Source organism: Streptomyces sp. NPDC039480 (assembly GCF_055597165.1).
In genome coordinates this window covers 37,851-62,014 of the sequence record NZ_JBVITX010000014.1, presented here as the reverse complement: position 1 = coordinate 62,014, position 24,164 = coordinate 37,851, and the positions used below count along the sequence as shown (strand labels likewise).

Annotated in this window: 18 protein-coding genes and 4 pseudogenes; 10 read left to right on the top strand and 12 right to left on the bottom strand. The window is 69.1% G+C overall.

The genetic code is table 11. From position 1 onward, the window contains the following. Positions 1–90 precede the first annotated feature (90 nt). Positions 91–2,760 (top strand): AAA family ATPase, encoded by a 2,670-nt coding sequence (locus tag ACZ56E_RS34550; protein ID WP_471220389.1) that lies wholly within the window; start codon positions 91–93, stop codon positions 2,758–2,760. Here the strand turns inward: ACZ56E_RS34550 and ACZ56E_RS34545 are convergent. From ACZ56E_RS34545 to ACZ56E_RS34525, 5 genes are read right to left on the bottom strand one after another with little or no spacing between them, the layout of a single operon-like run. After that, positions 2,722–2,919, bottom strand: a complete 198-nt coding sequence (locus tag ACZ56E_RS34545) for a hypothetical protein (protein WP_471220387.1) — start codon at positions 2,917–2,919, stop codon at positions 2,722–2,724. The genes ACZ56E_RS34550 and ACZ56E_RS34545 overlap by 39 nt on opposite strands. Next, positions 2,916–4,181, bottom strand: a complete 1,266-nt coding sequence (locus ACZ56E_RS34540; RefSeq protein ID WP_471220385.1) for an ABC transporter permease — start codon at positions 4,179–4,181, stop codon at positions 2,916–2,918. Before ACZ56E_RS34540 ends, ACZ56E_RS34545 begins: the two co-directional genes overlap by 4 nt. Next, on the bottom strand, positions 4,178–4,891 hold the full coding sequence (locus tag ACZ56E_RS34535; RefSeq protein WP_471220383.1) for an ABC transporter ATP-binding protein: 714 nt from the start codon (positions 4,889–4,891) through the stop codon (positions 4,178–4,180). Before ACZ56E_RS34535 ends, ACZ56E_RS34540 begins: the two co-directional genes overlap by 4 nt. Beyond that, positions 4,888–6,186 (bottom strand): efflux RND transporter periplasmic adaptor subunit, encoded by a 1,299-nt coding sequence (locus ACZ56E_RS34530; protein WP_471220382.1) that lies wholly within the window; start codon positions 6,184–6,186, stop codon positions 4,888–4,890. The genes ACZ56E_RS34535 and ACZ56E_RS34530 overlap by 4 nt, the downstream gene beginning before the upstream one ends. 58 nt (positions 6,187–6,244) lie before the next feature. Next, entirely contained in the window at positions 6,245–6,619 is a 375-nt protein-coding gene (locus tag ACZ56E_RS34525) for a hypothetical protein (RefSeq protein WP_471220380.1), read from the bottom strand. Between the two features lie 329 nt (positions 6,620–6,948). On the opposite strand from ACZ56E_RS34525, the gene ACZ56E_RS34520 reads away from it, so the two are divergent. Together ACZ56E_RS34520 and ACZ56E_RS34515 are read left to right on the top strand one after the other, a co-directional pair. Next, positions 6,949–7,683: a response regulator transcription factor gene (locus tag ACZ56E_RS34520; protein WP_471220378.1), complete on the top strand. Its 735-nt coding sequence runs from the start codon at positions 6,949–6,951 to the stop codon at positions 7,681–7,683. Position 7,684: 1 nt separating this feature from the next. Next, positions 7,685–9,484, top strand: coding sequence for a sensor histidine kinase (locus tag ACZ56E_RS34515; RefSeq protein WP_471220376.1), 1,800 nt, complete (start codon positions 7,685–7,687; stop codon positions 9,482–9,484). A gap of 813 nt (positions 9,485–10,297) precedes the next feature. Here ACZ56E_RS34515 and ACZ56E_RS34510 read toward each other — a convergent pair. The 3 genes from ACZ56E_RS34510 to ACZ56E_RS34500 all read right to left on the bottom strand — a co-directional run bounded on the left by ACZ56E_RS34510 (position 10,298) and on the right by ACZ56E_RS34500 (position 13,496). Continuing rightward, the gene (locus ACZ56E_RS34510; RefSeq protein WP_471220374.1) at positions 10,298–10,522 is read right to left on the bottom strand and encodes a hypothetical protein; all 225 of its coding nucleotides are present in this window, start codon (positions 10,520–10,522) and stop codon (positions 10,298–10,300) included. Positions 10,523–10,640: 118 nt separating this feature from the next. Further along, a complete protein-coding gene (locus ACZ56E_RS34505) occupies positions 10,641–11,699 on the bottom strand; it encodes a DUF6461 domain-containing protein (protein WP_471220372.1) in 1,059 nt (352 codons plus the stop codon). Positions 11,700–12,863: 1,164 nt separating this feature from the next. Beyond that, positions 12,864–13,496, bottom strand: a complete 633-nt coding sequence (locus tag ACZ56E_RS34500) for a TetR/AcrR family transcriptional regulator (protein ID WP_471220370.1) — start codon at positions 13,494–13,496, stop codon at positions 12,864–12,866. 99 nt (positions 13,497–13,595) lie between these two features. On the opposite strand from ACZ56E_RS34500, the gene ACZ56E_RS34495 reads away from it, so the two are divergent. Beyond that, a complete protein-coding gene (locus ACZ56E_RS34495) occupies positions 13,596–14,510 on the top strand; it encodes an NmrA/HSCARG family protein (protein WP_471220368.1) in 915 nt (304 codons plus the stop codon). Between the two features lie 113 nt (positions 14,511–14,623). Here ACZ56E_RS34495 and ACZ56E_RS34490 read toward each other — a convergent pair whose 3' ends face one another. Further along, the gene (locus tag ACZ56E_RS34490; protein WP_471220366.1) at positions 14,624–15,070 is read right to left on the bottom strand and encodes a zinc-binding dehydrogenase; all 447 of its coding nucleotides are present in this window, start codon (positions 15,068–15,070) and stop codon (positions 14,624–14,626) included. A gap of 60 nt (positions 15,071–15,130) precedes the next feature. Here ACZ56E_RS34490 and ACZ56E_RS34485 point away from each other — a divergent pair, with 60 nt between their 5' ends. Continuing rightward, positions 15,131–15,484: an acyl-CoA-like ligand-binding transcription factor gene (locus tag ACZ56E_RS34485; RefSeq protein ID WP_471220364.1), complete on the top strand. Its 354-nt coding sequence runs from the start codon at positions 15,131–15,133 to the stop codon at positions 15,482–15,484. A gap of 143 nt (positions 15,485–15,627) precedes the next feature. Here the strand turns inward: ACZ56E_RS34485 and ACZ56E_RS34480 are convergent. Together ACZ56E_RS34480 and ACZ56E_RS34475 are read right to left on the bottom strand one after the other, a co-directional pair. Next, a pseudogene (locus tag ACZ56E_RS34480) lies at positions 15,628–16,315 on the bottom strand (transposase family protein); the annotation flags it as partial. 334 nt (positions 16,316–16,649) lie between these two features. Then, complete coding sequence (locus ACZ56E_RS34475) at positions 16,650–17,315, bottom strand: hypothetical protein (RefSeq protein ID WP_471220674.1); 666 nt, start codon at positions 17,313–17,315, stop codon at positions 16,650–16,652. 653 nt (positions 17,316–17,968) lie between these two features. Here ACZ56E_RS34475 and ACZ56E_RS34470 point away from each other — a divergent pair. The 3 genes and pseudogenes from ACZ56E_RS34470 (at position 17,969) to ACZ56E_RS34460 (ending at position 22,545) form a co-directional block, all read left to right on the top strand. After that, a complete protein-coding gene (locus tag ACZ56E_RS34470; RefSeq protein WP_471220362.1) occupies positions 17,969–19,999 on the top strand; it encodes an alkyl/aryl-sulfatase in 2,031 nt (676 codons plus the stop codon). A 943-nt stretch (positions 20,000–20,942) separates the two neighbouring features. Further along, a pseudogene (locus ACZ56E_RS34465) lies at positions 20,943–21,700 on the top strand (DUF4253 domain-containing protein). A 272-nt stretch (positions 21,701–21,972) separates the two neighbouring features. Next, on the top strand, positions 21,973–22,545 hold the full coding sequence (locus tag ACZ56E_RS34460) for a hypothetical protein (protein ID WP_471220690.1): 573 nt from the start codon (positions 21,973–21,975) through the stop codon (positions 22,543–22,545). 30 nt (positions 22,546–22,575) lie between these two features. Here ACZ56E_RS34460 and ACZ56E_RS34455 read toward each other — a convergent pair. Continuing rightward, a pseudogene (locus tag ACZ56E_RS34455) lies at positions 22,576–22,782 on the bottom strand (ATP-binding protein); the annotation flags it as partial. A gap of 238 nt (positions 22,783–23,020) precedes the next feature. On the opposite strand from ACZ56E_RS34455, the pseudogene ACZ56E_RS34450 reads away from it, so the two are divergent. Together ACZ56E_RS34450 and ACZ56E_RS34445 are read left to right on the top strand one after the other, a co-directional pair. Next, positions 23,021–23,261 (top strand): annotated as a pseudogene (locus tag ACZ56E_RS34450) (IS110 family transposase); the annotation flags it as partial. Positions 23,262–23,322: 61 nt separating this feature from the next. Beyond that, entirely contained in the window at positions 23,323–24,132 is an 810-nt protein-coding gene (locus ACZ56E_RS34445) for a hypothetical protein (protein ID WP_471220360.1), read from the top strand. Positions 24,133–24,164: the final 32 nt, after the last annotated feature.

Here is a 24,164-nt window from a genome sequence, read left to right as displayed (position 1 = left end):
CGCACTCCTCCGTACCCGGGCTCGGCGGCAGGAGCGGAACGACTCGCTCCCCGATTCCCGCGCGGCGTACGACCGCATAGGTTGTCGATCATGCCCGCAACGAACACGGACACCGATGTACCGCTCGGCCGCCAGGACGAGATTCGCCGGCTCGACGCGCTGCTCGACGAGGCACGCCAGGGGCGGGGAGGTGCCCTGGTCCTGCGTGGTGAGCCGGGCATCGGCAAGAGCGCGCTGCTGGAGCATCTGCGCCGCAGCGCGAGCGGGTTCCGCACGCTGGGGGCGTCCGGCGCGGAGTTCGAGATGGAGCTGCCGTTCGCCGCGCTGCACCAGCTGCTCGCACCGGTCACCGACGGGCTGGCAGCCCTGCCCGGCCCCCACCGCACCGCGCTCCGGGTCGCCTTCGGTCTTGAGTCCGGCGTAGCCGACCCTTTCCTGGTCGGCGTCGGTTCGCTGGGCCTGCTCACGGAAACCGCGGCGGAACGCCCGCTCCTGTGCGTCGTCGACGACGCACAGTGGCTGGACCGGGCCTCCGCCAAGGCGCTGGCCTTCCTGGCCCGCCGTGTCGCGGCCGAGCCGGTCGCCCTCGTCTTCGCCGCCCGCGAGGCGAGCACCATGCCCGAACTGGCCGGGCTCCCCGCTCACCACCTCCGCGGCCTCAGCGAGGCGGACGCCCGGGCGCTGCTGGGCGCGGCGCTGCGCGCCCCCCTGGACGAGCGGGTGCGCGACCGGATCCTGGCCGAGGCGCGCGGCAACCCCCTGGCCCTGGTGGAGCTGCCCAGGACGGCCGGGCTCGCCGGGATGGCGGGCGGATTCGCGCAGCCCGACTCGGTGCCCGCCGTCATCGAGCAGAGCTTCCGGACCCGGCTGGAGCTCCTGGCACCGTCCGCGCGGCTGCTGGTGACCGTCGCCGCCGCCGACCCGATCGGGGACCCTGGCCTGCTGTGGCGTGCGGCCGAGCTGCTGGGCATCGACCCGTCCGCCGCCGCCGGTTCGGTGCCGCTGGTCGAGTTCGGTACCCGGATCCGCTTCAGCCACCCCCTCGCCCGCTCCGCCGCCTACCGGGCCGCCGCGCCGGAGGACCGGCGCCGGGCGCACGAGGCGCTGGCCGCCGCGACCGATCCGCTCGCCGACCCCGACCGGCGGGCCTGGCACCGCGCCCAGGCCGCCGCCGGACCCGACGAGGAGGTCGCCGCGGCGCTCGAGGCCTCGGCGACCCGCGCCCAGGAAAGAGGCGGTGTCGCAGCGGCGGCGGCCTTCCTCGAACGTGCGGCCGCCCTCACGGCCGGTCCGGTCCGGCGGGCCGAACGGGCCCTGGCCGCCGCCCGGGCCAAGCTGGCGGTCGGCGAGTTCGACGCGGCGGCCGACCTGCTGACCACGGTGACCGGGGAGGATCCCGGGACGGCCGCCCAGGCCGACCTGCTGCGCGGGAAACTGTCGTTCGCCCGCCGCCGCGGGGACGAGGGCCCCACCGCCCACCTCCTGCGTGCCGCCGCGCGGCTGGCGGCCGTCGACCCCGACCGGTCACGGGAGTGCTACCTGGACGCCGTCGAGATGGGCATCCTGCTCGGCGGCCTCGACCAAGTGGTGGAGGCCGCCAGGAACGCCTCCCTGCCGGACGGGCCCTCGACCAGCGCGACCGGACTCCTCGCCGGTGCGATCGCCCTGGTGGGCGAGGGGCACCGGGCGGCGGGAGAGATCCTCGGGCCCGTCGTCGGCGACCCCGACGACGAAGTCTGGGCCGCACGGCCGTCGCTGGGCTACCTGCTGGCCGCCGAGTTCTGGAACTTCGACGCCATGCATGGCATCGCCGCCCGGGCCGCCGCGGCCGGCCGCCGCTCCGGCTCGTTCCACGCCCTGCCCGCCGGACTGGCCATGCAGGCCACCACGACCGCGCACACCGGCGACCTCGGCGCCGCGACGGAGCTGATCTCGGAGGAGGAGGCCATCGCCGACGCCACCGGCGCCGCCCCCCTCGTCTACCCGCGCCTTCACCTGGCCGCGCTGCGCGGCCGGCGCCCGGAGGCCCTCGAACTTTTCGCGTCCGTGGACCAGCGGATGAGCCTGAGCGTGCAGTGGGCGACAGCCGTGCTCTGCAACGGCCTGGGCGACTATGCCGCCGCGCTGGAGGCGGCCCGGCGGGCGGTGGAGTACGGGGCCGTCGGCACCGCCGGCCTCGCCCTGCCGGAGCTGATCGAGGCGGCCGTGCGCTGCGGCCGGCCCGGGACCGCGGCGGCAGCGCTGTCGGACCTCCAGGAGCGCACCCAAGCCGGCGGGCACGCCTGGGGGCTGGGTGTGGAGGCCTACGCCCGCGCCCTGGTGACCGACGACGAGAACGCCTACCGGGAGGCGATCGACCTCCTGCAGGACAGCACCCTGACCGTCTACCGGGCCAGAGCCCACCTGCTGTACGGGGAATGGCTGCGCCGCCAGGGCCGGCGGCGGGACGCCCGCGCCGCACTGCGCAGCGCGCACGAGCCGCTGACCGACCTCGGCATCGAGTCGTTCGCCGAACGTGCCGCCGGGGAACTGCGCGCCACCGGCGAGCAGGCACGCAGCCGTACCTCGCAGGCGTCGGACCAGCTGACGTTGCAGGAGACGCACATCGCACGCCTGGTGGCCGAGGGCGCCACCTCCAAGGAGGTGGCCGCCACGCTCTTCCTCAGCCCTCGGACGGTCGACGCGCACCTGCGCAACATCTTCCGCAAGCTCGGGCTCACCTCACGCAGGCAGCTGCGCGGGCTTCCCGGCATCCGTTAGCCACAGGGTGGTGGCCGCGGCCTCGTCGCCGTTCACGGACTCGACCGGCCCCGGCCACTGCAGCCCGTACTCGCCCCGGCAGGCCTCGGACACCAGCGCGACGAGCGCGGGATCCGCCACCACACGCCTGCCACCCAGGCGGCCACTCCTGGTGGTCATGTGGCGGACAGGGCTTCGGTCGGTGGGAGGCGTGAGGCGCGTACGGCGGGGAAGACGCCGGCCAGGATGCCGACGGCGAGCGCGGCGCCGAGACCGGCTGCCGCCGCGGGCAGCGGGATGACCGGAGGCCATGCCCGGTAACCGGCATAGCCCACGGTGGCCAGTACGCCGAGGACGACGCCGGCGATGCCTCCGAGAGCGGACAGGGCGACGGACTCGGTGAGGAACTGGCTGCGGATCTGGCCCCGGCCGGCGCCCAGAGCGCGCCGCAGGCCGATCTCGCGGCGGCGTTCGAGTACGGAGATCACCATGGTGTTGGCGACACCGATCCCCCCGACCAGCAGGGCCACCCCGGCCAGACCGACGAAGAGGCCGGAGAAGGTGGCCTGCGCCGAGCGCTTCGCGGCGAGCGCGTCCGAGGGGCGGCTGACCTGGACCAGTCCGGGGTTTTCCGGGGCGACGGTCTCGGGCAGTACCCCGTGGACGTCCTCCATGGCCGACTCCTGCGCCTCGACGAAGAGTTGGGTCGGACAGCCGTCGAAGCCCAGGTTGTCGCGTGCGGCATCCCAGCCGACCAGGACCGAGCGGTCGATGTCGGGCGCGAGCGGGATGCTGCGCAGGATGCCGACGACGCTGAACCAGCGGTTGTCGAGCAGGACTTGAGGAGGCGGCTCACCGGGTACGAGGTCAAGGTGGCCGAGACGCGCTGCCGCGGTCGAGCCGAGCACGGCCGTGGGGAACTTCTCGGTCGCCTTCGTCAGGTAAGTGCCGGACCGGACTTCGGCGTTGAGCACGTCGGGGAGGTCGCGCCTGGCGGCCAGGACCATCAGACCTGCGGCGTTCCTGGTGTCGATCCGGTCCGAGCGGCGGACCTTCGCACCGGTGTTGGCGACATCGGTGACGGCCTCGACCGGACCGATGCGGGACACCATCGCGGCGGCCTCTTGAGGGAAGGCCGCCGTTTCGCCCGGCGCGACGAGACTGGAGTCGGCCACGGCTTTGAGCCGGTTGGTGCCCAGGGCGGTCAGCTCCGCTTCCAACGCGCGTTGGCTGGACACCGGAATGCCGGTGACCACGATCATGGTCGCGATGCCGATGGAGATACCGAGGGCCGAGAGCGCGGCCCGCATACGGCGGGTGCGGATACCGATCATGCCCAGGAGCAACAGGTCGGACAGAGCCAGCCTGACCGGCCGGGGCAAGGGCGGGGAAGGGCGCATGGAGGAGGAGCGAGTGGCGGTCTGGTCGGGGGGTGCGTTCATGACGTCATCGCTCGGGCATCGTCATGGGCGCCCGGGACCGGACCGGTGTCGGTGACGACGTGTCCGTCGAGGATCTCCACCCGGCGCGGCAGCCGGCGGGCGATGTCGCGGTCATGGGTGATGAGCGCGATGGTGGTGCCCTCCTGGTTGAGCTGGACGAGGAGTTGGAGCACGGACTGTCCGTTCGCGGTGTCGAGTGCGCCGGTCGGTTCGTCGGCCAGCACGAGTGAGGGCCGGTGGACCAGGGCCCGGGCTATGGCGACCCGCTGGCGTTCACCTCCCGAGAGCTGGTGGGGCAGGTGGTCGAAGCGATGGGCGAGGCCGACCCGGTCCAGCGCAGCCCGTGCCGACCGGCGCCGCCTGCGCCTCGGTACGCCGGCGTAGAGCAGGCCGGTGGCGACGTTCTCGGTGGCGGTGAGTCCCTCGGACAGGTGGAAGTGCTGGAAGACGAAGCCGAGTCGGCGCCCGCGCAGCGCAGACAGCTGCCGGTCACCGAGGCCGGCGACGTCGTGGCCGTCGATCGCGACGTGACCGCTGGTGGGCAGGGCGAGCGTGCCCATGACGTTCAGCAGAGTGGACTTGCCCGAGCCGGAAGGACCGGCGATGGCGAGGAATTCTCCCGGATGGATGTCCAGCGAGACTGCGTCGAGGGCTTTGACGCCGCCCGGATAGGCGACGGTCACCTCCCGTACGGAGAGCACCGCGGTCATGACGCGACCACCACCCGGTCGCCCTCGGCTATGCCTTCCCCGGTGATCTCGACCTGCCCACCGGCGAAGAGTCCCGTCGTGACAGCGGCCAGCCTCCCGTCCTTGTACTGGACCGCGTACCCGCCCTCGCGCAGCGCAAGGAGCGTGGTGACGGGGACGATGAGCACGTTGCGGCGGGTCTCGTGGACGAATTCGACCTTCACCGGCGTGGAGTCGAACTTCTTGGCCCGGGCCGGTTCGTCGAGCGTCACGATGACATCGACCTGGGGGGTCTGGTCGCCGCCCGGTTCTTCCTGGGGGGCTTCAGCGCTGGTGGCGACGGAAGCGACCTTGCCCTTGAGGGGGGTTCCGTCCGGGAGGCGGACGCTGACGCGGCCGCCACGCTTGATGGGCCCTGACTCGTCGGCATCCACCGGTATGGTAACGGCCTTGCCCGTCGGGGTGACCCGGAGCAACGGCCCTTCCGCCGGCTGCCCGACCTGGACCTGCGCGCTGTCCACCCGTACGGGGCCGTTGAGCACGACCGCGTCGGACAACTTCACCACCCCGCTGGCCGGTACGCCGAGAGCGGTCTGCCAGCGCTTGACCGCGTTGATCAGGGCCTGAGTGAGGACGGCTTCGCCCTGTTTGACCGTCACCCGCGTGGGCGCGGGGGAGGTGCGGCCGGCGGACGGCGTCGCGCCCGCACTGTCCCCGGCTTTGGGCTCTTCCTGACGGGTGTTCCCCGCCCCAGGATCCTCCGCCGGTCCGATCGCGCCGGGAGCGGGGGGCGCGCCCGCACCGTCCCCGGCTCCTTCCGGCCGCACGAGGACCGTCTGACCAGGTGAGGGCTGGCTGCCGATGGAGTAGCCCAGGGCCCGCAGGTTGTCGGCGAGCACACGGACGTCACGGCCTACGGTGTTGGGCGTGGCGAGTCTGCGGTACAGCGGCAGGTCGCCGTAGAGGACGGACACGGGCCGGTCGTCGACGCGGTAGAGGGCCTTGCCCCGGGAGACCCTCGTGCCGTTCGGGGCGAGCCAGGTCACCGTGCCGCCGCCACCTGCGGCGCGTACGGTCGCCGGAACGCCGAATCCCAAAGTGCCGTCCAGGGTCTGGCTGTTGCTGAGGTCACCCCGGGTGATCGTGGCGGTCTGCGCGGTCGGCTCGGACCGCGTTCCTGCCGGGCTGCCCCCGTCGCGGTTCCACACAATGGCTCCGGCCGTTCCCGTCACGAGCAGGGCCGCTGCGCTCACGGAGACGAGGATCCGCGTACGGCGGCGCTGAGGTCCCTGGTCGGCATCGGTCCCGGTGGTCACGAAAGTGACCTCCGTACGCGTTCTGATGTGGACGCCCACCTGCGCGGTCGGTAGTCCGTCACTTGTAGGACACCGAATAGCACTTGCGGTAGACCTCTTGCTTGTTCGTCACCTTCGGGTCGACCTTTCCGAACGTGAAGAAGTCGTCGTCCCAGTTGCCGCTGACTTCGATGCCCTCGCGATTCACACAGACCAGCCATGCCTTCGTCTGTTCCGCGTACTTGGGATTGCCGTCCTTGGTGTACAGCGGGTCGAGATAGGGCTCCTTCGTCTCGCAGGCCGTGTACGCCGCCGCCGGCTGTCGCTTGTCCAGGTCCTTGACGACCTCCGTATCGCCCTTCATGGCCATCGGGGCGCCCTTGGCCTTCAGGCAGGCGTACCAGGCGTCGTGGATGCCGTCCTTCTCCTCGTCGGTCATGGTCATGCTGATCATGACACCCTTCTTTCCGGAGCCGGATGATCCGCCGGAAGTCTTCGCCTCGGAGGATCCGTCGGATTCCTTCCCTCCGGGTGTTTTCACGGAGGCGACATGCGAATCCGTTCCCTCGTCGGATGCACTGCCGTCACCTTGTGAGCAGCCCGTGAGCAGGCCGAGGCATACAGGAGTCGCGAGAAGGGCGAACACCGGGCGCCACGTCGAATCTCGTTTCATGGCGCCGACTTTGGCAGCGCGTCGTCAGAGCGCGGTCAGTGAAAAGTATCGAACTTGTCAGACTCTCCCGACCTGGGCGAATGCCTGCCGGCCGCCCTTAGGATCGCCTGATGAACCACAACGTGCTGATCGCCGAGGACGACGCGCGTCAGGCGGAGGTGCTGCGCATGTACCTGAGCGCCGAGGGATACGACGTCTTCGTGGTCCACGACGGTCGCGCCGCCATCGATGCCGTCCGCCGACTGCGCCCCCAGCTCCTCGTGCTCGACGTGATGATGCCGGGGGTCGACGGACTGGACGTGGCGCGCGTCCTGCGGCAGGAGACATCGATGCCCATGCTCATGCTGACTGCACGCACGAGCGAGGACGATCTGCTGCTCGGGCTCGATCTGGGGGCCGACGACTACATGACGAAGCCCTACAGCCCACGCGAGCTCACGGCTCGGGTACGGACGCTCCTTCGCAGGGTCGAACGGGCGGCTCCCCCGGACGACGGAATACTGCGGGCGGGCCGGATATCCGTGGATCCCGCACGGCACGAGGTGCGTGTGGACGGGCGGCTGATCGGCTGCACGCCCGGTGAGTTCACCGTGCTGGCGACGATGGCCGCCGAACCGGGGCGTGTCTTCACCCGGCAGCAACTGCTTGAGCGGACGCGCGGCTGGGACACCATGTCCACCCTCCGCACGATCGACATGTACATCATGAATCTACGCAAGAAGCTGGAAGCCGACCCGCGCCGCCCCGTGCACCTGCTGACCGTCCACGGCATCGGCTACAAGATGCCCTCCGGCCCGGCAGACGGCTCCCGGGCGACCTCGCCCTCCGCGTCCGACGGCGGCTGACATGCGTCGACGCAGGGTGCCACTGCACCGCAGCCTTCTCGCCCGACTGCTCGCCGCGTCCGTCCTCGTCGCCGTCTGCGCGGTGGCGGCGACGGCCTGGATCGCCGTCACCACCACCACGAGCGCGCTGCGCACCGAGCAGGGCCAGTCCCTCGCCGACGACATCAGGATCCACGACACACTCATCGGCTACGCGGCCGAGCACCGGAGCTGGGACGGAGTCCAAGGGCTGGTCACCGCTCTTGCCGCCGACACCGGGCGGGCGATCACGCTCACCACTCCGTCGCGTACCCGGATCGCGGCCTCCGCGTCCGGACCGCGTCCGCTGCCGGCCCGTCCCTCGGCCCAGGTCGATCCCCTGCACCCGGACACCGCACTGGCGGACGACCGCGCTTCCATCGATCCGCGAGCCGTCGGACCGTACCGCCTCACGACACAAGAACACCGCCGCGTACGCGAAGCCGTGACGGAGGCGACCCCGTGTCTGAGGGAGAGCGGCGCTCCCCCTCAGGTCGTCGAGTTGCCCAGCGGCCGCTTCGACATCCGGTTCTCCGATCCCGGCCTGGGGCAGAAGGCGTCAGCAGTCTGCAACCTGACCATTCATCAGGAGCCTCAGCCCTCCCAGCGCGCGGTGCTGCGGGAGCTGACAACACTCACCGCCACCTGCCTGAGGCTGCGGAAACCGGACGTCATCAAAGTCGCGGACGACCTCACCTGGCAGATCGAGGGACCGGCACGGGAGACGGTGACCGACACAGCGGCCCAGGCATGTGTCGACGACTCACGCCGCAAGCAGCTCCGCCCCTACGTCGCACCGCCCGCCCTGCTCTTCGTCGCCACCTCCGGCGATCTCGACGAGTCGATCGGGTTCACACCGTCCGACGGCACTGTGGGCCGGATCGCCGCTGCCGCCGCCCTTGTCCTGGCCGTCGCCGTCGCCCTCACCGTCGCCATCGGGCTCCGGCTCATCCACCCGCTGCGTTCGCTCATCACCGCCGCCCAGCAGCCCGCCGAGCACATCGTGCAGGTCCCGGTGAAGACCAACGACGAGATCGGACACCTCGCTGTGGCCTTCAACGATCTCGCCGAACGCCGCAAGCAGCTTGAGGAGCAGCGCAAGTCGATGGTCGCCGACGTCGCCCACGAACTGCGCAGTCCACTGACCAGCATCCGCAGCTGGCTGGAAGCGGCCCAGGACGGCCTCACCCCGACGGACGACCGACTCCTCGCCCTCCTCCTCGACGAGGCGGTGCTGCTCCAGCACGTCATCGACGACCTGTCCGATCTGGCCGCCGCGGACGCCGGGAAGCTGACTCTGCGCATCGAGTCGGTACGGACCGCCGATGTGCTCGGCCGGGCCGCCTCCGCCCACAGCAGCACCGCCGAGCAGGCAGGTGTGCGACTCGACCAGCACCTCGCCGGCGGCATCCACGAGGTGTACGCCGACCCGATGCGACTCCAGCAAATCATCAGCAACCTGGTGAGCAACGCCGTACGCCACACCCCGAGCGGTGGCAGGGTCACGCTGCGCTCCCGGCAGGAGGAGCACGGCATCGTCCTGGAGGTCGAGGACACCGGGACGGGCATCGCACCACAGGACCTCCCGCACCTCTTCGACCGGTTCTGGCGCGCGGAGAAGTCCCGCAGCCGCCGGACCGGAGGCAGCGGCCTCGGGCTGTCCATCGCACGCAAGTTGGCCGAGGCCCACGGAGGATCGATCACGGTCCGCAGCACTCTCGGCGAAGGCAGCACCTTCACCCTGCGCCTCCCGCACGACCGACAGCCGACGGCGGCCCCTTGATGTCCTCACCTACTTCTACCTCAACACGTGACCGCAGTCGCAGGGCGAGCCGTGGATCAGGGTCTACCTGCGCGAACTTCCCCGGTTATCGAGGTGATCGAGGCAGCGAGCCGCTTCTGCCCGCGCGCTCCGGCGTGAACAAGGCGCCGGTGTCGGACGTCATCCCGGCGGCTGTGACCCGCGGCCCCGAGCAGGAAAGCCAGGTCACCGGCGCAAAGCCGGCGCGCTTCTCCTTGCCCTGCCACCAGGCGTATGGGGGTTTGCCGTCGTGCCATTGGTGGCCATTCCGGCAACTCATGGACTGCGGGCGCGTGCGAATGTGAGCGGAGCCCGTTAATCGTGACCGGGAGCGACGACAGAAGGAACTGACTTCTGACGTCAACGTTACTGCGCCGCGATTCGCCCGCGACGAGCAGAGCTCGGTGATTGCGAAGGGTCTGCGGGTCAGCGTCCGGTAGGTGCCATGCTGGCGGAAGTCGTGGACCAAGGGCGGCCCGCGGGCCTTGCGTTCGACTGGCTCGGCCTTCCCACCGCGACTGAGCGAGGACCAATTCGGCCAGCTGGACGCAGAGTTGGCCAGAGTGCCTGCGTCTCCCAGCCGAACTCCACGGATTCCTCCTCGGGCAGCGCGGCGAGGACCGCGCCGACGTCAGGGGACAGCTCTGGCCCGACGGTCAGCACAGCTCGCGGGCTAGGACCGGCCCGCACCGCGTCGAGGTCTTGCTCCGTAAGACGGTGCCAGCGTGCGGCGTTACGAACGTAGGCCTCCAGAAGTGCCGTCTGGCCCGAAGCCAACACCGTGCGTACCCGCCCCTAGAAGTCCGCGTCGGCTACCTCCGTCACCTCCGGTTCCTCAGGCTCGACGGCGTACGGCGAGGTCGCGACCGATTCCGGGAAGAGGCCGAGCTCCCGTGTGCGAGCCATAGCCTCCGAGGAGGGCCGCTCGCTGCCTACGTACACGTACTTGTCCCAGCCGACGTGTACCGCAAAGCTGCTTCCCGCTTCCAGCCGGCACCAGGCACCTTGGTCGCGGAACATGGCCCGCACCAGCCCCAGAGCCACCGGAAGGGAGACCTCCGCCCCGTCGTGGTGACCAGGCAGGTCGGACTGTCATCGCCCGCAGGCCGGCCGGCCAGGCCGCATGGTGCACCAGTGGTCATGCTGTGCGCTGTGCCGTGTCGTGGAGGTGCTGAACCATCGAGAACTCACGGACCTGTGCACCGCCCCCGGTCATCGCCGAGGCAAGGTCGCTGAGGACGTCCGGCAGGCGGTTGGCCGGGGTGGGCAGGTGGGCGGCGACGCACTGGGCGAGGGCGTCGAAGACGACGGCCTGACGGAAGACGAGGTGTGATGCACGCTCCCACTCGACTTCGACTTCCTCAGGCTCCTTGTCCAGCATCGCAAACGCCCGCGGGAGCGCCCGGTCGTGGGCGGCCACGAGATCCTCGCGCAGCCGCTCGCGCGCCGCGGCCGGGAGGGCGTCCGCGGTGAGGGCGGCCAGGGTCAGGGGATGCTCGCGCAGGCCGGCGTGGGCCAGGGCCAGGTCTAGGGCGTGGCGGCGCATCCGCCCCAGCATGGCGGGCCCCAGAGCGGCCAGGTAGCTGAGGAAGGGCTCCCGCTTCAGCAGGGGGGAGTGGATGAGCTCCTGCCCGAGCAGATAGTCAGGCACCGGCGTGATCTGCACGCCGCGGTGCGTGCCCTGTACCCACGCCTGGTCGAACCGTGCGCCCGTGGCGCGCTCGACGGCCACCAGGCTCGCGCCGCAGCCTCTCCTGCCTTCCAGGCCAAGGCCGTGCAGCAGAGGCCGCCAGGCGTCGGGGCGCGCACCGTAGACGCTCTCGGGATCGAGCGTGTCGAAGGAGGAGGAGATCAGGCCGTTGTCGGCCAGGCTCAGGCGGCAGGCTGCGTTGACGCTCCAGTGAGCACTGGCGGTACGGCCAAGGCGGGACAGTGGGCGCAGCACTTCCTCACGCGAACCCTGATAGTCGTTGTGCTCAACGACGACGACCGCCGGCCCTGACCGGGAGACCAGGATCAAATCCCCGTCGTAGTACTCGCCCAAGTCCACCAGGCGTAAGGGGCGGGTTCGTCCGGGAGCACCGCCAAAGAGGCGGATCACGGCGTCCTCGTCGGCGCCGTGCACGGCCGTGAACGTGGCGGCCTCCTCCAAGTGCATGTGAGTGAGAAGCTCGTCGAGGCGTTGGGGTGAGGTCATAGGGGGATTGTGGCCACTCCCACTGACAACTGTGCCCGGCCGGGCGGACTGTGTCCGCTGCCGCGCGGCTGCTTTTTAGCGTGGGAAGCGATCTCGGTGGGCACAGCGGACTCCTGGCCGGGTGAGGATCGGCTGGGTCAGCCAGTGGCCGGCGCTTGTCCGAAGACCCCGGACGGCTGGCGGCCGGAGCGTGTGGCGCTGGTCTGCGGCCGGCTCGGGGCGTCGGGTTGCAGATGCCCCGCTGTCCTGTCACTACCGGCGGGCTCCACCGGCGACGCCCAGCCGCACCCGGTGACGCTGGAGGTCAACCTCGGCAGAGCCTTCAACGAGAGGGTGACCTACCTGGAGCGCGTCTCGGCAATGATCACCTCAGCGGTGATCCACTGGCTGGCTTCGACCGCCTCGGAGGGATGGCTGATCCAGCCCCAGGTCAGGTCCGGCACCCGGATGAAGCCGGTGCACAAGCCCTACCGAGCGCGGCAACCGGATCGAACTGACCGCGTCCACCGACGGTCCGCGCACGCTGGCCCCTGGAGCCCAGGTCTCCTGCGTCCTGGCCGCAGAAGAAGCATCCGCCGACCTGCCCTTCCGCCACCTCGTCCCGGCCGACATCCGCTTCAACGACACACGGCTCGCCATCTGAGAAGCTGCCTCCGATCCTCGACCGCGCGACTCGTGCATACCGGCGGGAACTGCCCGATATCAACATTGAGGGTGCCGCCGCGCCGACGAAGGGGACGATGCCCACTGTCCGTCCGTGGGCCGGTAGAAGGGAGGGGCATCCGGAATGCCGCCTCTGGGCGGCCTCGCCCTCGCTCTCGGCGGCGCCGTTCTCACCGAGCCCACCGCGAACGCCGACGACTGATCCCCCGTTATGACCGAGGTCAACCAGAACACACCTCAGAACAGCCTCTGGTGCGCCGGCAACCCCACCGGGCTGGTCAACACCGGCTTTTCCCCCGGTCACCTCTGACCCCAGCGACACAAATGTGACTTAGCGCTCTATTTGACCCTTATGGCCAACCCGAACGCTCAGCGTTGGGACCGATGAGCTTGGCCTTCGGGTGAGCCGAAGCTCAGGAGTTGTCACCGGTGACGCCGGATGAGCTGGCGGAGAGGACTGGTCAAGGCACGTTGGTTGTCACCGACTAGGCATCCCGCTTGTCACAACCGCCCGTTCGGCAGACTTTCTGTCACCAGTACCGAAGATCCTGAGTTCTCGGACACCTCAGCGATGCCGGGCTCAGGGCTGAGCCCTTCCACAGCGAGGCGGAAGAGGCGGTCGGCCTGGGTCTCGGGGGCCTTGTGGTGCTCGGTGGCCAGGGCGATGCCGACGGCGAGGGTCAGCAGGTCGTGAAAGGTGACGTGGGGTGCAACCGCCTTGTCGCGAATGGCCCGCTGGAGCAAGGGAGTTCCGGCCGCTGCGAGTCTGCTGCCGCAGGAGTGCGGGGAGGGTTCCTCGGCGGGAGGCTCGTAGCTGAGGGTGTCGGCGAATCCGCGGGCTGAGACGGCGTAGAGGACAAGGGCGTGGAGCCACTCCAGGAGGGCAGTGCGGCCGTCCTCGGTCGCACTTAGCCGGTGGGCGTGCTCGCGCAGGCCCTCGATGCGCTCCTGAAAGACGGCTTCGAGCAGGGCGCGGCGGGTGGGGAAGTGACGGCGCACGGTCGCCGAACCGACGCCTGCGGTGCGGGCGATCTGCTCCAGGGATGCCTCGGCGCCGTGCGCGGCGACCTCGGCTTCGGCGACGGCGAGGATGCGCTGGTAATTGCGTCGGGCATCCGAGCGCTGACCGGTCATGATCTCCTCATTGCTAAACGGCGGTCCCCGCCATATCTTAGCGGCAGACAAAACGGCGGGCCCCGCCGTTTTCTCTCCGGTCCGTGAGGAGCAGCAACCATGCCCATCGATAGCGAGACAGTCTTGGTCACCGGAGCCACCGGTCGGCAAGGCGGGGCCACGGCCCGCGCACTCCTGGCCGCCGAGGTGCCCGTACGCGCACTCGTACGCGATCCGCGGTCGACGTCCGCCCAAGCGCTCGAGGCGCTGGGCGCCGAACTGGTGCGGGCGGATCTCTCCGACCCGGCCTCCCTCGGCCCGGCGGTCGAGGGGGTCCGCGCGGTGTTCTCGGTGCAGATGCCGCCCATGACCGAGACCAGCGTGGACTTCGCGGGCGAACTCGCCCAAGCCGCCAACCTGGTGGACGCGGCGAAGGCTGAGGGAGTACGGCAGTTCGTGCAGTCCTCGACCAGCGGAGTCGGTGTGCACACCCGGGCCCCCGGCTGGGCCGAGGGCCGCTGGGCGGCGATGGCGGACTACTTCCACACCAAGCAGGCGATCATGGATGCGGTGCGGGGTGCGGGCTTTGCCCGCTGGATGGTGATCAAGCCCGCCTTCTTCATGGAGAACCTGCTCCTGCTGGCGCCCAAGGGGCCGCGCGGCGGACTGCTGACGGTATTGAAGCCGGAGACCGAACTGGCCCTGGTGGCCGTGCGGGACATCGGCACGGCTGCGGCGTACGCCCTTCGAGACCCTGACCGGTTCCACCAGATGGAACTGGAACTGGCCGGTGACCTGCGCACGATGGAGCAGATCACGCAGACCTTGTCCGCCGCCTGGGGCGTGCCCGTGACCGTGCCCTCCATGAGCCTGGAAGAGGCCCTCGACGCGGGTATGCCGACGTGGGGAGCCGGACACGAGTGGAACAACGCGGTTCTCCAGCCCGCCCGGCCCGAGTTTGCCCGGGAGTTGGGCATCCCGGTCACCACCTTCGCCCAGTGGGCGGATGAGCAGCTGACACCCGTGTCCGGCTAGTACTCCAGTGTGACTTCACGACCTTGCAGTGATCCTGGTCGGGAACGGGTGCGGTCGCCATGTGATCATCGGGGTGTGTGAACTCCTTTTGCCTGACCAGGCCAGCAAGGTGATCACAGGACGAGCATGAGCTTGCCGCCGGGGCGCCGGGATTGGCTGAGCTCGGCCGCTTCCTGGATCTGGTCGAGGGTGTAGGTGCGGGCGATCGGTACGACCAGGATGTCTTCGCCGGCGAGCCTGGCGAACTCGTTCATCTGGGCGTAGCGGATCTCGGTAGGGATCCGGACGCCCAGTTCGGCTGCGGCGGCGAAGTCCGAGACGGTGAGGACACGGTCGGGATCTCCGGCCAGCCCGATCAAGGTCGGTAGCGAGCCGCCGGCCGGACTGGGCTGGTCGGCGCGGTCGATCCGGCCCCCGGCCGGCGTGGTGTCCAGCGCGCGGTCCACGAGGCCTGGGGTCAGTGCGCTGACGCGTTCAGCCATGCCCTCGCCGTAGGCGGTCACCTGGGCGCCGATCTCCTCCAGGGCGGCGGCCCGAGCCGGCCCGGCTGTGGCGATCACCCGAATACCCCGGTGCAGCGCGAAGCGCACCGCCGCCTCACCTACGGTGGTGCCCGCGCCGTGGACGAGCAGCAGGGCAGCCGACCCGGGCCTCACCCCGATCGCGCCGAGGAGATCTTCCGCCCACGCGAGTTCCTGCTGCGCCGGGGAAGAGTGATCGCCGCCAACCCGGCACTGGCCGAGCGCGATCTGATCAAGCTCGCCGACATCGCCGACGCGCTGGCACCGGCGCTCGAGCGCCGCGGCGTCGAGCCCGGAAAAGCACGCCTCATCATCGACGTGGTACTGGCGATCCACCGGCGCGCCATGCCCCGCTGGCTAGCCGAGCCGGACACCACCCTCGCTCAGCTCATGGCTCAGGCCGCCGCCGAGCTGCGCGAAGTGGTCGCGCCACCAGCTCCAACGATCCGCTGAGTCGGCCGCAAACACGCCTCGCAGGTAAGCGTAGAACCGGTTGTCCCGGAAACGGCCTTACCTCAGTGCGGCTTCCTGGTCCATCTAGTGGGTTCCTTGAGAGATCGTCGCCGGCAGGGACTGCGTCCGGCCGCTGACTGATGGTGTCGGCGCCAACTGGACCAGTGCAGCAGTTTGGCCGTGGTGATGGCCGACGCAGTGAGCAGGCGAGCATGGCGAGGGTCATGTGCCGGTGCCAGTTCGGTCAGCGTCACTTCGGTGGGTGACCAGCACCGGTAGAAGGCGAGTTCGCCGGTGGTCCGGTTGCGGCGGATCAGCAAATGGCGGTGGCTGCCAGTGCCGATGTGGACCCAGGCCCAATCGTAGTAGCGCGGGCCCTTCGCGCCCCTGCCGGCACTGTGCCGTTGCCAGGCCGTGGCAGGCAGACGGCCGGCGACGGTGTCCGCGCGGGCAGGGGCGCGGCCCTTGTTGATCCGCACTCTCGTCGAGCAGGCGACGGCGAGCACGTAGCCGGTTTCGCGTGTCTCCAGAGCAAGCTGTAGATGAGGGTCCTGTCCGTAAGCTTCGTCGCCGGTCACCCGGGAGGCGGTGATCCTGGCGTCCAGCGCGGTCTCGATCATCTCCCAGGCCGCCGACCTGTGAGTTCTCGATGCGTCCCTCGGTGCCGGTGCACTGCCGTTGACGCCCGCCGAGGCTGGCCCTGCCGAGGTGGTCGACGGCATAGGCGCGTAGGTTGTCACGGACGGCATCGGCGTCCCAGCGGGGGTAACGCAGCAGGCGCTGCATCGGTCCGGGCCGGACATGGCCAGCCTGTTCGGCCAGCTGCCAGCCTCGATGATCGCGCGGTGGCCGTACGCGTCCCCAGCCGGGTTCGCAGCAAGATCGCGAAGTCAGACTGGATAACTAGGGCGTATCCGGCGCTGTAACCCTCGGCAGCGCCCGCCGGGGCGGACTGGGGTGAGGAGTTGGAGTGGCCCTGCCCCGGCATCCCCACCGCGGTGGTCGCCGAATTCGCCGGACACCCGTTGGCTACCCTGCCGTTCTTCACTCCAGAGACGGTGACGACCGACCACCGATTCGTGCACCGCAACCACTACCTGGTCAAGACCAACGGTGACAGCAAGCCTGCCTATATGACAACTAACGTGCTCCGGCTCATCGGGGGTCAGGTGCCACCCAGGCCCCACGCATCGAGTCCGCCGTAGATGTGGGCCCTGAGGCAGTAGGGGGCGTCAAAGCCCGAGGCTACGCCGCGGTAGACGGCGATCAGGGAGTCCTTGCCCCGCCACCAGGTGTCAGCAAGTCCCTGGACTTCAGGTACCGGCTCGAATCCGTCGAGGTCCAGCTCCTCAACGGCGCCGCCCTTGATCTTCGTGATCGTCTTGGCCCAGAAACCCGCATGGTCGGCCAGAGCCAGGGCTTCCACCCAACCCTCTGTGCTGGCGTGCAGCGGTGTCCAGTGGTCGGCGTCGATCCCGAACTCGCCTCCCGGCCCGATCATGAACCCGTAGGCCATCGAGACGCGACAGCCACCTGCCGAGAACCGCCACCCGCTCCCGGCCGAGCCTTCGGGCACATCGGCTTCCAGAACCCGCGGGCCGCCCTCGTACTCGGGGGCCGGGGGCAGGGCCAGACCGCCCCAGAGCTCTTGAAAGGCGACAGCCCGGTCGATCTCGTCATCCGGAATCCCATGCTTGCGCCATACCTCCCGATCGAGCGTGAGGTCACGGTGTGGAACACGCAGCCCGTGCCCCTCGACGAAGTAACGGGCTCGTCGGCTCAGGCCTTCAGGCGCCTGAGGAATCAGTGGCAATCGAGTGTCCGCCGTCATCACTTCTGCCTTTCGCAGGGAGGGGTTGGTACGGCCGGGCGCGGCGGTGCGAACGGCTGCGGAGCGCGGGCAACGGGCGGGGTCGCCGCCGGCGCAGGTGAGCCAGGAACCGTCACCCAGGGGCACCAGCTCGTACGGGTCGCTCACCTCGACGGTGAACTCGCCGCTGAGGGTGCCCGTGTGTACGTCGACCAGGTGGTAACGGAACCACTCCTCCTCGTCCTGACTCTCACCGCCCAGGGTGACGATGGCCGTGTCCTCGGTCAGGTAGCCGCCGCTCCATTCCACGAAGGAATCCTCCGGGTCGTACCCGAAGACTTCAATGGGGAGGGTGAAGAGCACGTCCCCGTCGGGGTGATCGTGGAAGGCGACGTCCGCCTGCCCGTGGTCCACGGTCATGAACTGCTGCCCTGACGGCGCGAGGTCGACCAGGCGGCGGTCCGGCCACGGGTACCTACCTGTCTGAGCGGGGCAACAACGGGGTGTGCAGCGAAGGAGGTTTGAGGTATTGCTGCCGCGCGGCATTGTGGGCAAGGGCGGGCAGTATCTGGCTTGTTCTGCCGTCTTGTTTCCCTTTGAGCCCTTCCGTACTTTCGGCCTCACCGAACGCGCTCAGGTGCGAACGGTCCGTGCCTGATCAGGGAGGTTTTTGCATGCCTGAAAACAGTGAGCCCATCGAGCCGTCGTCGTTCATCACCGCAGCCAACCGCGCGGTGCAGGAGGCTCTGCCGTTCAACGACTCGACCGACTTCCAGGACGCGTCCCGGAACCAGGTGGCGGTGCCGCGCCAGAACGCCATCTACTCGCACACCGCCAGCGACCGCGTGGTGTGGAGCTTCACTGAATACGACTTCCTCGACCCGTCGCTGCGGATGGAGCTCCCGACCGTCAACCCGAGCCTGTTACGGCAGAGCCAACTCGCCAACATTGCCGGACTGTTCCAGGTCACCAACGGCGTCTACCAGGTGCGCGGCTACGACCTGTCGAACATGACGATCATCAAGGGGCAGGCGGGTCTCGTCGTCATCGACCCCCTCGCCTCCCGCGAGACCGCCCACGCCGCGCTCCAGCTCTACCGCGACGCCCAGGAAGACCAGAGCCCGGTCAGCGCGGTGATCTACACACATAGCCACGTCGACCACTTCGGCGGTGTACGCGGCCTGTTCGGCCTCGAAGGGGAGAGCGTCCCGGAGATCCCGTTCATCGCGCCCGACGGATTCCTGGAACACGCGGTCAGCGAGAACATCTACGCCGGCCCGGCGATGGCCCGCCGCGCTTCCTTCATGTACGCGGCCGCACTGGAGAAGTCTCCCTCCGGGCAGGTGGGCTCGGGCCTCGGCATGACCGTCTCCACCGGCGAAGTCACTCTCATCCCGCCGAACCAGACCATCAGCCAGGAGACCGCCGTCCCGCGCGAGCAGTGGCAGGCCGAGGACGTCATCCCCTGGCGTGCCGGGCTCACTCGCGTCGTCGTGGACGGGGTCCGCCTCATCTTCCAGCTCACGCCCGGCACCGAGGCCCCTGCGGAGATGAACATCTACCTCCCAGAGCAGCGCACCCTGTGCATGGCGGAGAACGCCACCCACACCCTGCACAACCTCCTCACCCTGCGCGGCGCCCAGGTACGCGACCCGCACGCCTGGTCCAAGTACCTCACCGAGGCGATCCAGACCTTCGCCGAGCACACCGACGTCGCCTTCGCCTCCCACCACTGGCCCACCTGGGGCAACGAGAACGTCACCAACTTCCTCAGCAACCAGCGGGACCTGTACGCCTACCTCAACGACCAGACCCTGCGCCTGATCAACACCGGGTCCACCGGCATCGAGGCCGCCGAGAACTTCGAACTGCCCGACACCCTGGCGGCCCACTGGTACAACCGCGGCTACTACGGCTCGATCAACCACGACGTCAAGGCCGTCTACCAACGCTACATCGGCTGGTTCGACGGCAACCCCGCCCACCTGTGGACCTACCCGCCCACCGAGGCCGGCCGACGCTACGTCGAGGCCATCGGCGGCATCGACAACCTCCTGGCCAAGGCCCAGGTCGCATACGACGAGGGCGACTACCGCTGGGTGGTCGAGCTCGTCAACCACGCCGTCTTCGCACCCGGCATCCCCGACGACCAGGCAGGCAGGGCCAAGCAGCTCCAGGCCCAGGCCCTGACCCAGCTCGGCTACGGCGCCGAGAACGGCACCTGGCGCAACTTCTTCCTCACCGGCGCCAAGGAAGTCCTCGACGGCCCCGGCGGCACCCCGAGCCAGGCCGGACTCGACCTGATCCAGAGCCTCAGCCTCGACCAGATCTTCGACACCCTGGCCCAGGCCATCGACGGCCCCAAAGCCGCACGCGAACAACGCGAGCCGGTCGCCCTGCAGTGGCACCTGACCGAACCACAGCAGCAGGCGGCCACCACTACGCTACGCAACGGCGCCCTCATCCACCTGGCGGGCGTGGACGTTCTCGCTCCCAAGCCTCGGGCCACCATCACTCTGGCCCGGAACGCGCTCAACAAGGTGCTGATCAAAGCGGCCCTGCCCGGCGGCTCCCTGCAGGCTGCTTTCCAATCCGCCGTGTCCGACGGCGATATCACCGTCACGGGCGACGACCCCACCGCCCCTGCGACCGTGTTCGGCTACGTGACCAAGCCCGACACCAACTTCGCCATCGTCACCCCATGACCCGATGACCCCAAAGCCCGCGCCTGGCCCCTTCCCCCGGAAGGGGCCAGGCGCATCGGCGGCCCACCCCAGGACAACCGAATCCGCCCGAGGCGTTGCTGTCGGCAGCGTTGCACCTCAGGAGCAGAAAACCGCAGAGTTCCGGCAGCGGTGTTTCGTACCGGGCAGGGGAGAGAGTTGGGTCCGCGGTAGCCCCACCATCACCTGAATGAGGCATAGCACCACAGCTGTTGCCATGGATAGAGTCAGCCGCACCAGCGTTGAGCTGCATCAGTGCGGAGCCACTTGGTAACGGCAACAGCTGGGCCCCCAGGGAACAGGCGACCGCCCGGCACCCGGACATGAGCCGGTGAATCGCCTCGCTGAGAGGGACGGAGGCCAGCCCGTGACCGCGCCACCGGGGCTCCAAAGTCACCCGGTCCATGACGAGCAGAGCAGACCCGACGTACTCCAGCAGTTCGCTGACCTCACTCGTGAACGACCCGGTCTCTGGATCAAGGAGTACCTGCGCCGTCGCATACAGGTCCTCGGATTCTTCCGCCATGGCCCAAAGGCATTCCGGCCGCGGTCGAGATGGACACGGTAGAAGGTCATCGACCCGACAGCGGCCTCCTCCACGGTGCACGAGGCGCAGTTCTCATCGACGCAGCGGCAGCCGGAGCGGATGCGTCGCTATGGGTGCGCCGACAGTGAAGAATCGACACGTCCCACCGCTCGAGGGTGTCGGCCTGCGGAGTGTCGCCGAGGTCGTCGTCGTAGGAGATGCGCAGGCGCAGCTCGGTAGGATCGCCGGGAAGCGAGGAAGACTCATTCACCGCGGCAGACTACCGAGACGCGACCAGCGCAGCGATCGGACCTCTGGGCTTTCAGACCCTCGACCTAGGGTCCGCTTGTGGCCCCTGAACTCCTTGCCTCACTGGCTGTCCCGCTCCCGCAAGGCCGGATGATCACATCCGACGAAGGCGACGGTGCTGTGCAGCCAGTATGGCTGAGCGAGCCCCCGGCCTCCGCCGAGCTGTGGGCTCGTCTGCTGGCCGAACACGGCACCTCGGGCCTGTGGCCACTCCTTCTCGACGCCCACGGCCAAGGCAACGAGTTCAGGCCCTGGGCGTCCGGCGAGCTGTTTCCCGAGCAATTGTCGTCACCCCACGTGCACGACCCGGCCGTTCTCCTGGCGCAATGGTGGAGCCAATACACGAAGACCGGCGAGGACGATGACCTGCTCACGCAGGACCAACGTGCCACTGTCACCGCACCGTTCGGGCAGGCCTGGCCGTATCCAGTTCTCCACAACGAGCCCGTGATCGGCTCTGATGAGATGGCCGCTCAGTATGCACGGGTCTTCAGCGAGCAACATCCTCAGGCACGTCTCGGGCTCGTCGCTGCTGCCTGCGGTGCACACGCCCTCACGGCTCTCGGCTGGGACGGCCCTGCCAACTACGACAATGACACCACCAAGTTCTCTGCCGTCGTACGCGATTGGAGCACCGTTTTGGGGTCCGCGTCGTAGCCGTCGGCGTTGACACCCTCCACCTCAGCGTCGCGGCACCGCCGATGGGGACCGGGGACGCCCTCTTGGTCGCCGCCGAGCATTTCGCCTTCTGCCCGGACAACGTCTGGCAGGGCTCCCCTCCCTACACCCTGGCCGCCTACGCCGAACGCATCGTCGGTATGAACAGCTGGGACTTCTGGTGGGACTGAGCCGAACGGCATGAGTGCCCGCGCCGATGGTTGGGGCGTCGACCTGGCGCTGTGGGCGGACGCCGCCCTTGCGGCCCGTGCTGGCCATGACGTTTGTGTCGGCCCCGGCCGGGCGGTTGGAACCGGTCCCGGCAAGGGGCGGGTCCAGGGGTGGTGGCGGCCTGATGCGGACCCAGGTCTCCGCGTAATGCGGCCCCGGCGGATAGGTCGCTGTCTTTTGCTGGGAGAATCAACTGGTTCGAGTGCGGGCAGTGAAATGACCGGAGGTTCGAGTGACTGCTCAGCAGCCCCTTGACGAGGTCCCCGCGTCGGTCGTCACGGACGCCGGAATGCTCGTCTTGTGGGATCCGCAGAGGTTCGAGGCGGTCGTCGATTACGACACGTGGGAGGACGAGCTCCTGGAGGACGAGGACATCGTCCGTCATATCCAGGCGGGTGCTCTGGTTCCGCTCAATGTCGGCGGAGACGGCTCGTTCGCTGTGCTGGTCCGGTCGGGCACTGCGGCCGCGCCGGCTGCTTTGACCGAGCGGGAGACAGCCCATCAGCTGGTCGCTTCCCAGCCCTACCTCTTCGTCTCCCGTGGTCGCGCGCTCGTGGGTGGCATCGAAGATGTCAGCGCGGATACCTCGGACGGCGTGATCGAACATCCAGTGCCCGAGGGCCGCTATGCCGCGGTCGTCCACTTGATCGACTGGCAGGCCGAAGCCGACAGCCAGGACCAGGACGCGGTCGGGCACCCCGGTCCGGGAGCCCTTCCGGACTTCGTGGTGCTGATCAACCCTGCTCAGCCCGGTCAGGGAACCTTCCGGACTGCGGTGAATACGTTCGAGGCCCCGAACGGTTGACGCCCACGGATCCGGTTCAGACAGCCTCAGCTGCTGCTGAGCCCTGGTGTGGGCAAGGCGGTAGGACTCAGTGCCGGTTTCGATGATCGCACCGTTGCAGTGAGGTGGTCGACGATGGCAGCGCAGAGCCGGGGGTCGCTGATGGTCTTGGTCCAGCGTCCGAACGATTCGCTCGAAGCGATGGCCACACTGTCCTTCCTCCCTTTCGGTCAAAACCCGGAAGAGCATCTCGGCACCCGCCGGTCGAGTTCGAGCACGCAGAGCGGATGAGCCTACCCGCGGGCCGCTCTCGCGGGCTTCAGGAACTGCCAAAACCACGAACGACCCCACACAAGTCCTGGCGGTCGACCGCCAGGGCCTGCCGCGAGGACCGCGGTGGTGACCCCTGCGTGGGGATCAGCCAGAGACGACGTCACGTTCGTGGGCAACGGCCCACGTCCAGTACTCGGCCACCGTCCGATTCACTGCTTCCTAGAACAACCGGCTCAATCACGCTGGCTACCTCTGGGCGTTCTCAGCGATCACTGCCTCGCCCGGGGCCAAAGCCCACTACCGGCGGCGACGTGACGACCACGGAGACTGGCACGCCGCTGGCCAGCGCAATCTGGTTCAACCGACTGCTAGGTCAAGCTCCACCACTGCCCAAGAACCGCTGCCTGTTCGATGAGCACACCGCGTTCCCCGCACCGCAGGCCCCAGGGTCGACGGTGGCGTAAGTGATACCGCTCATGACTCACCGCCCCCGGAGATCGCTCCGCAGCGTGCTTGAATCACAGGATGATCGACTGGTCCACCCTCCACGACGCCTACGGTCCGGCACACGCGATACCCGGGCTGCTGGATCGAGCCATTGGTCGTGACCAAGGGGCCATCGACAGGCTTTGGGGGCGTTTGTGCCACCAGGGGACGATCACCCCGGCAAGCATCGCCGCGCTGCCGCAGCTGGCAGACATCGCGAAGACCGAGGACGCCGGCGACTGGGCGCTCGATCTGGGAGCCATAGCGAGTGGCCTCCTTCAGCATCACGGCGCCGACGAAGAAGTCGCCCGCTGTGCGGCGACCTTGGCCGAGCTTCGCGCCATGGCCGCTGCCCGGCTGCGGTCTGGCCTGGACGGGAAAATCTACCTGAGCCTGCTGCGGGCCATGCTCGCGTTCGATAGCCAGCCCTTGTGGTTCGAGGCCCTGGACGACTTCACCGATTCCTTCCTCACTGTCGCCTGCCCGCACTGCGACGCACCGGTAACGATCGCGGTCGGCGACTACGGCTGCTACTCCTCGATCCGGGACTGGAACCTGGGGGACGTCCACCAGATCCCCCTCCGGCCGGCCGTCCCGCACGAGCTGACCGGCGCCGGGAGAATGTTGCACGAGTCGGCCGTACGGGATGGCCAGCAACGGCGCGCCTGGGGCCTGACGCACCTGTTCGGCCAGGCGGAATGCCCAGGATGCGGGAGCGTCTTCGGCATCGCAGACGAGTACGCGGCTGCCAATGCACCCGCTCCATGGGACTTCGCCCAAGGCCACACCAAGGACGCTCTCCAGCAGTCTCACCGAGGGCGCACGGGGTCGGGTGCGTCGGCCAGGTGAGCGATGGCAGTTTGAGGGAACGCACCGAGAAC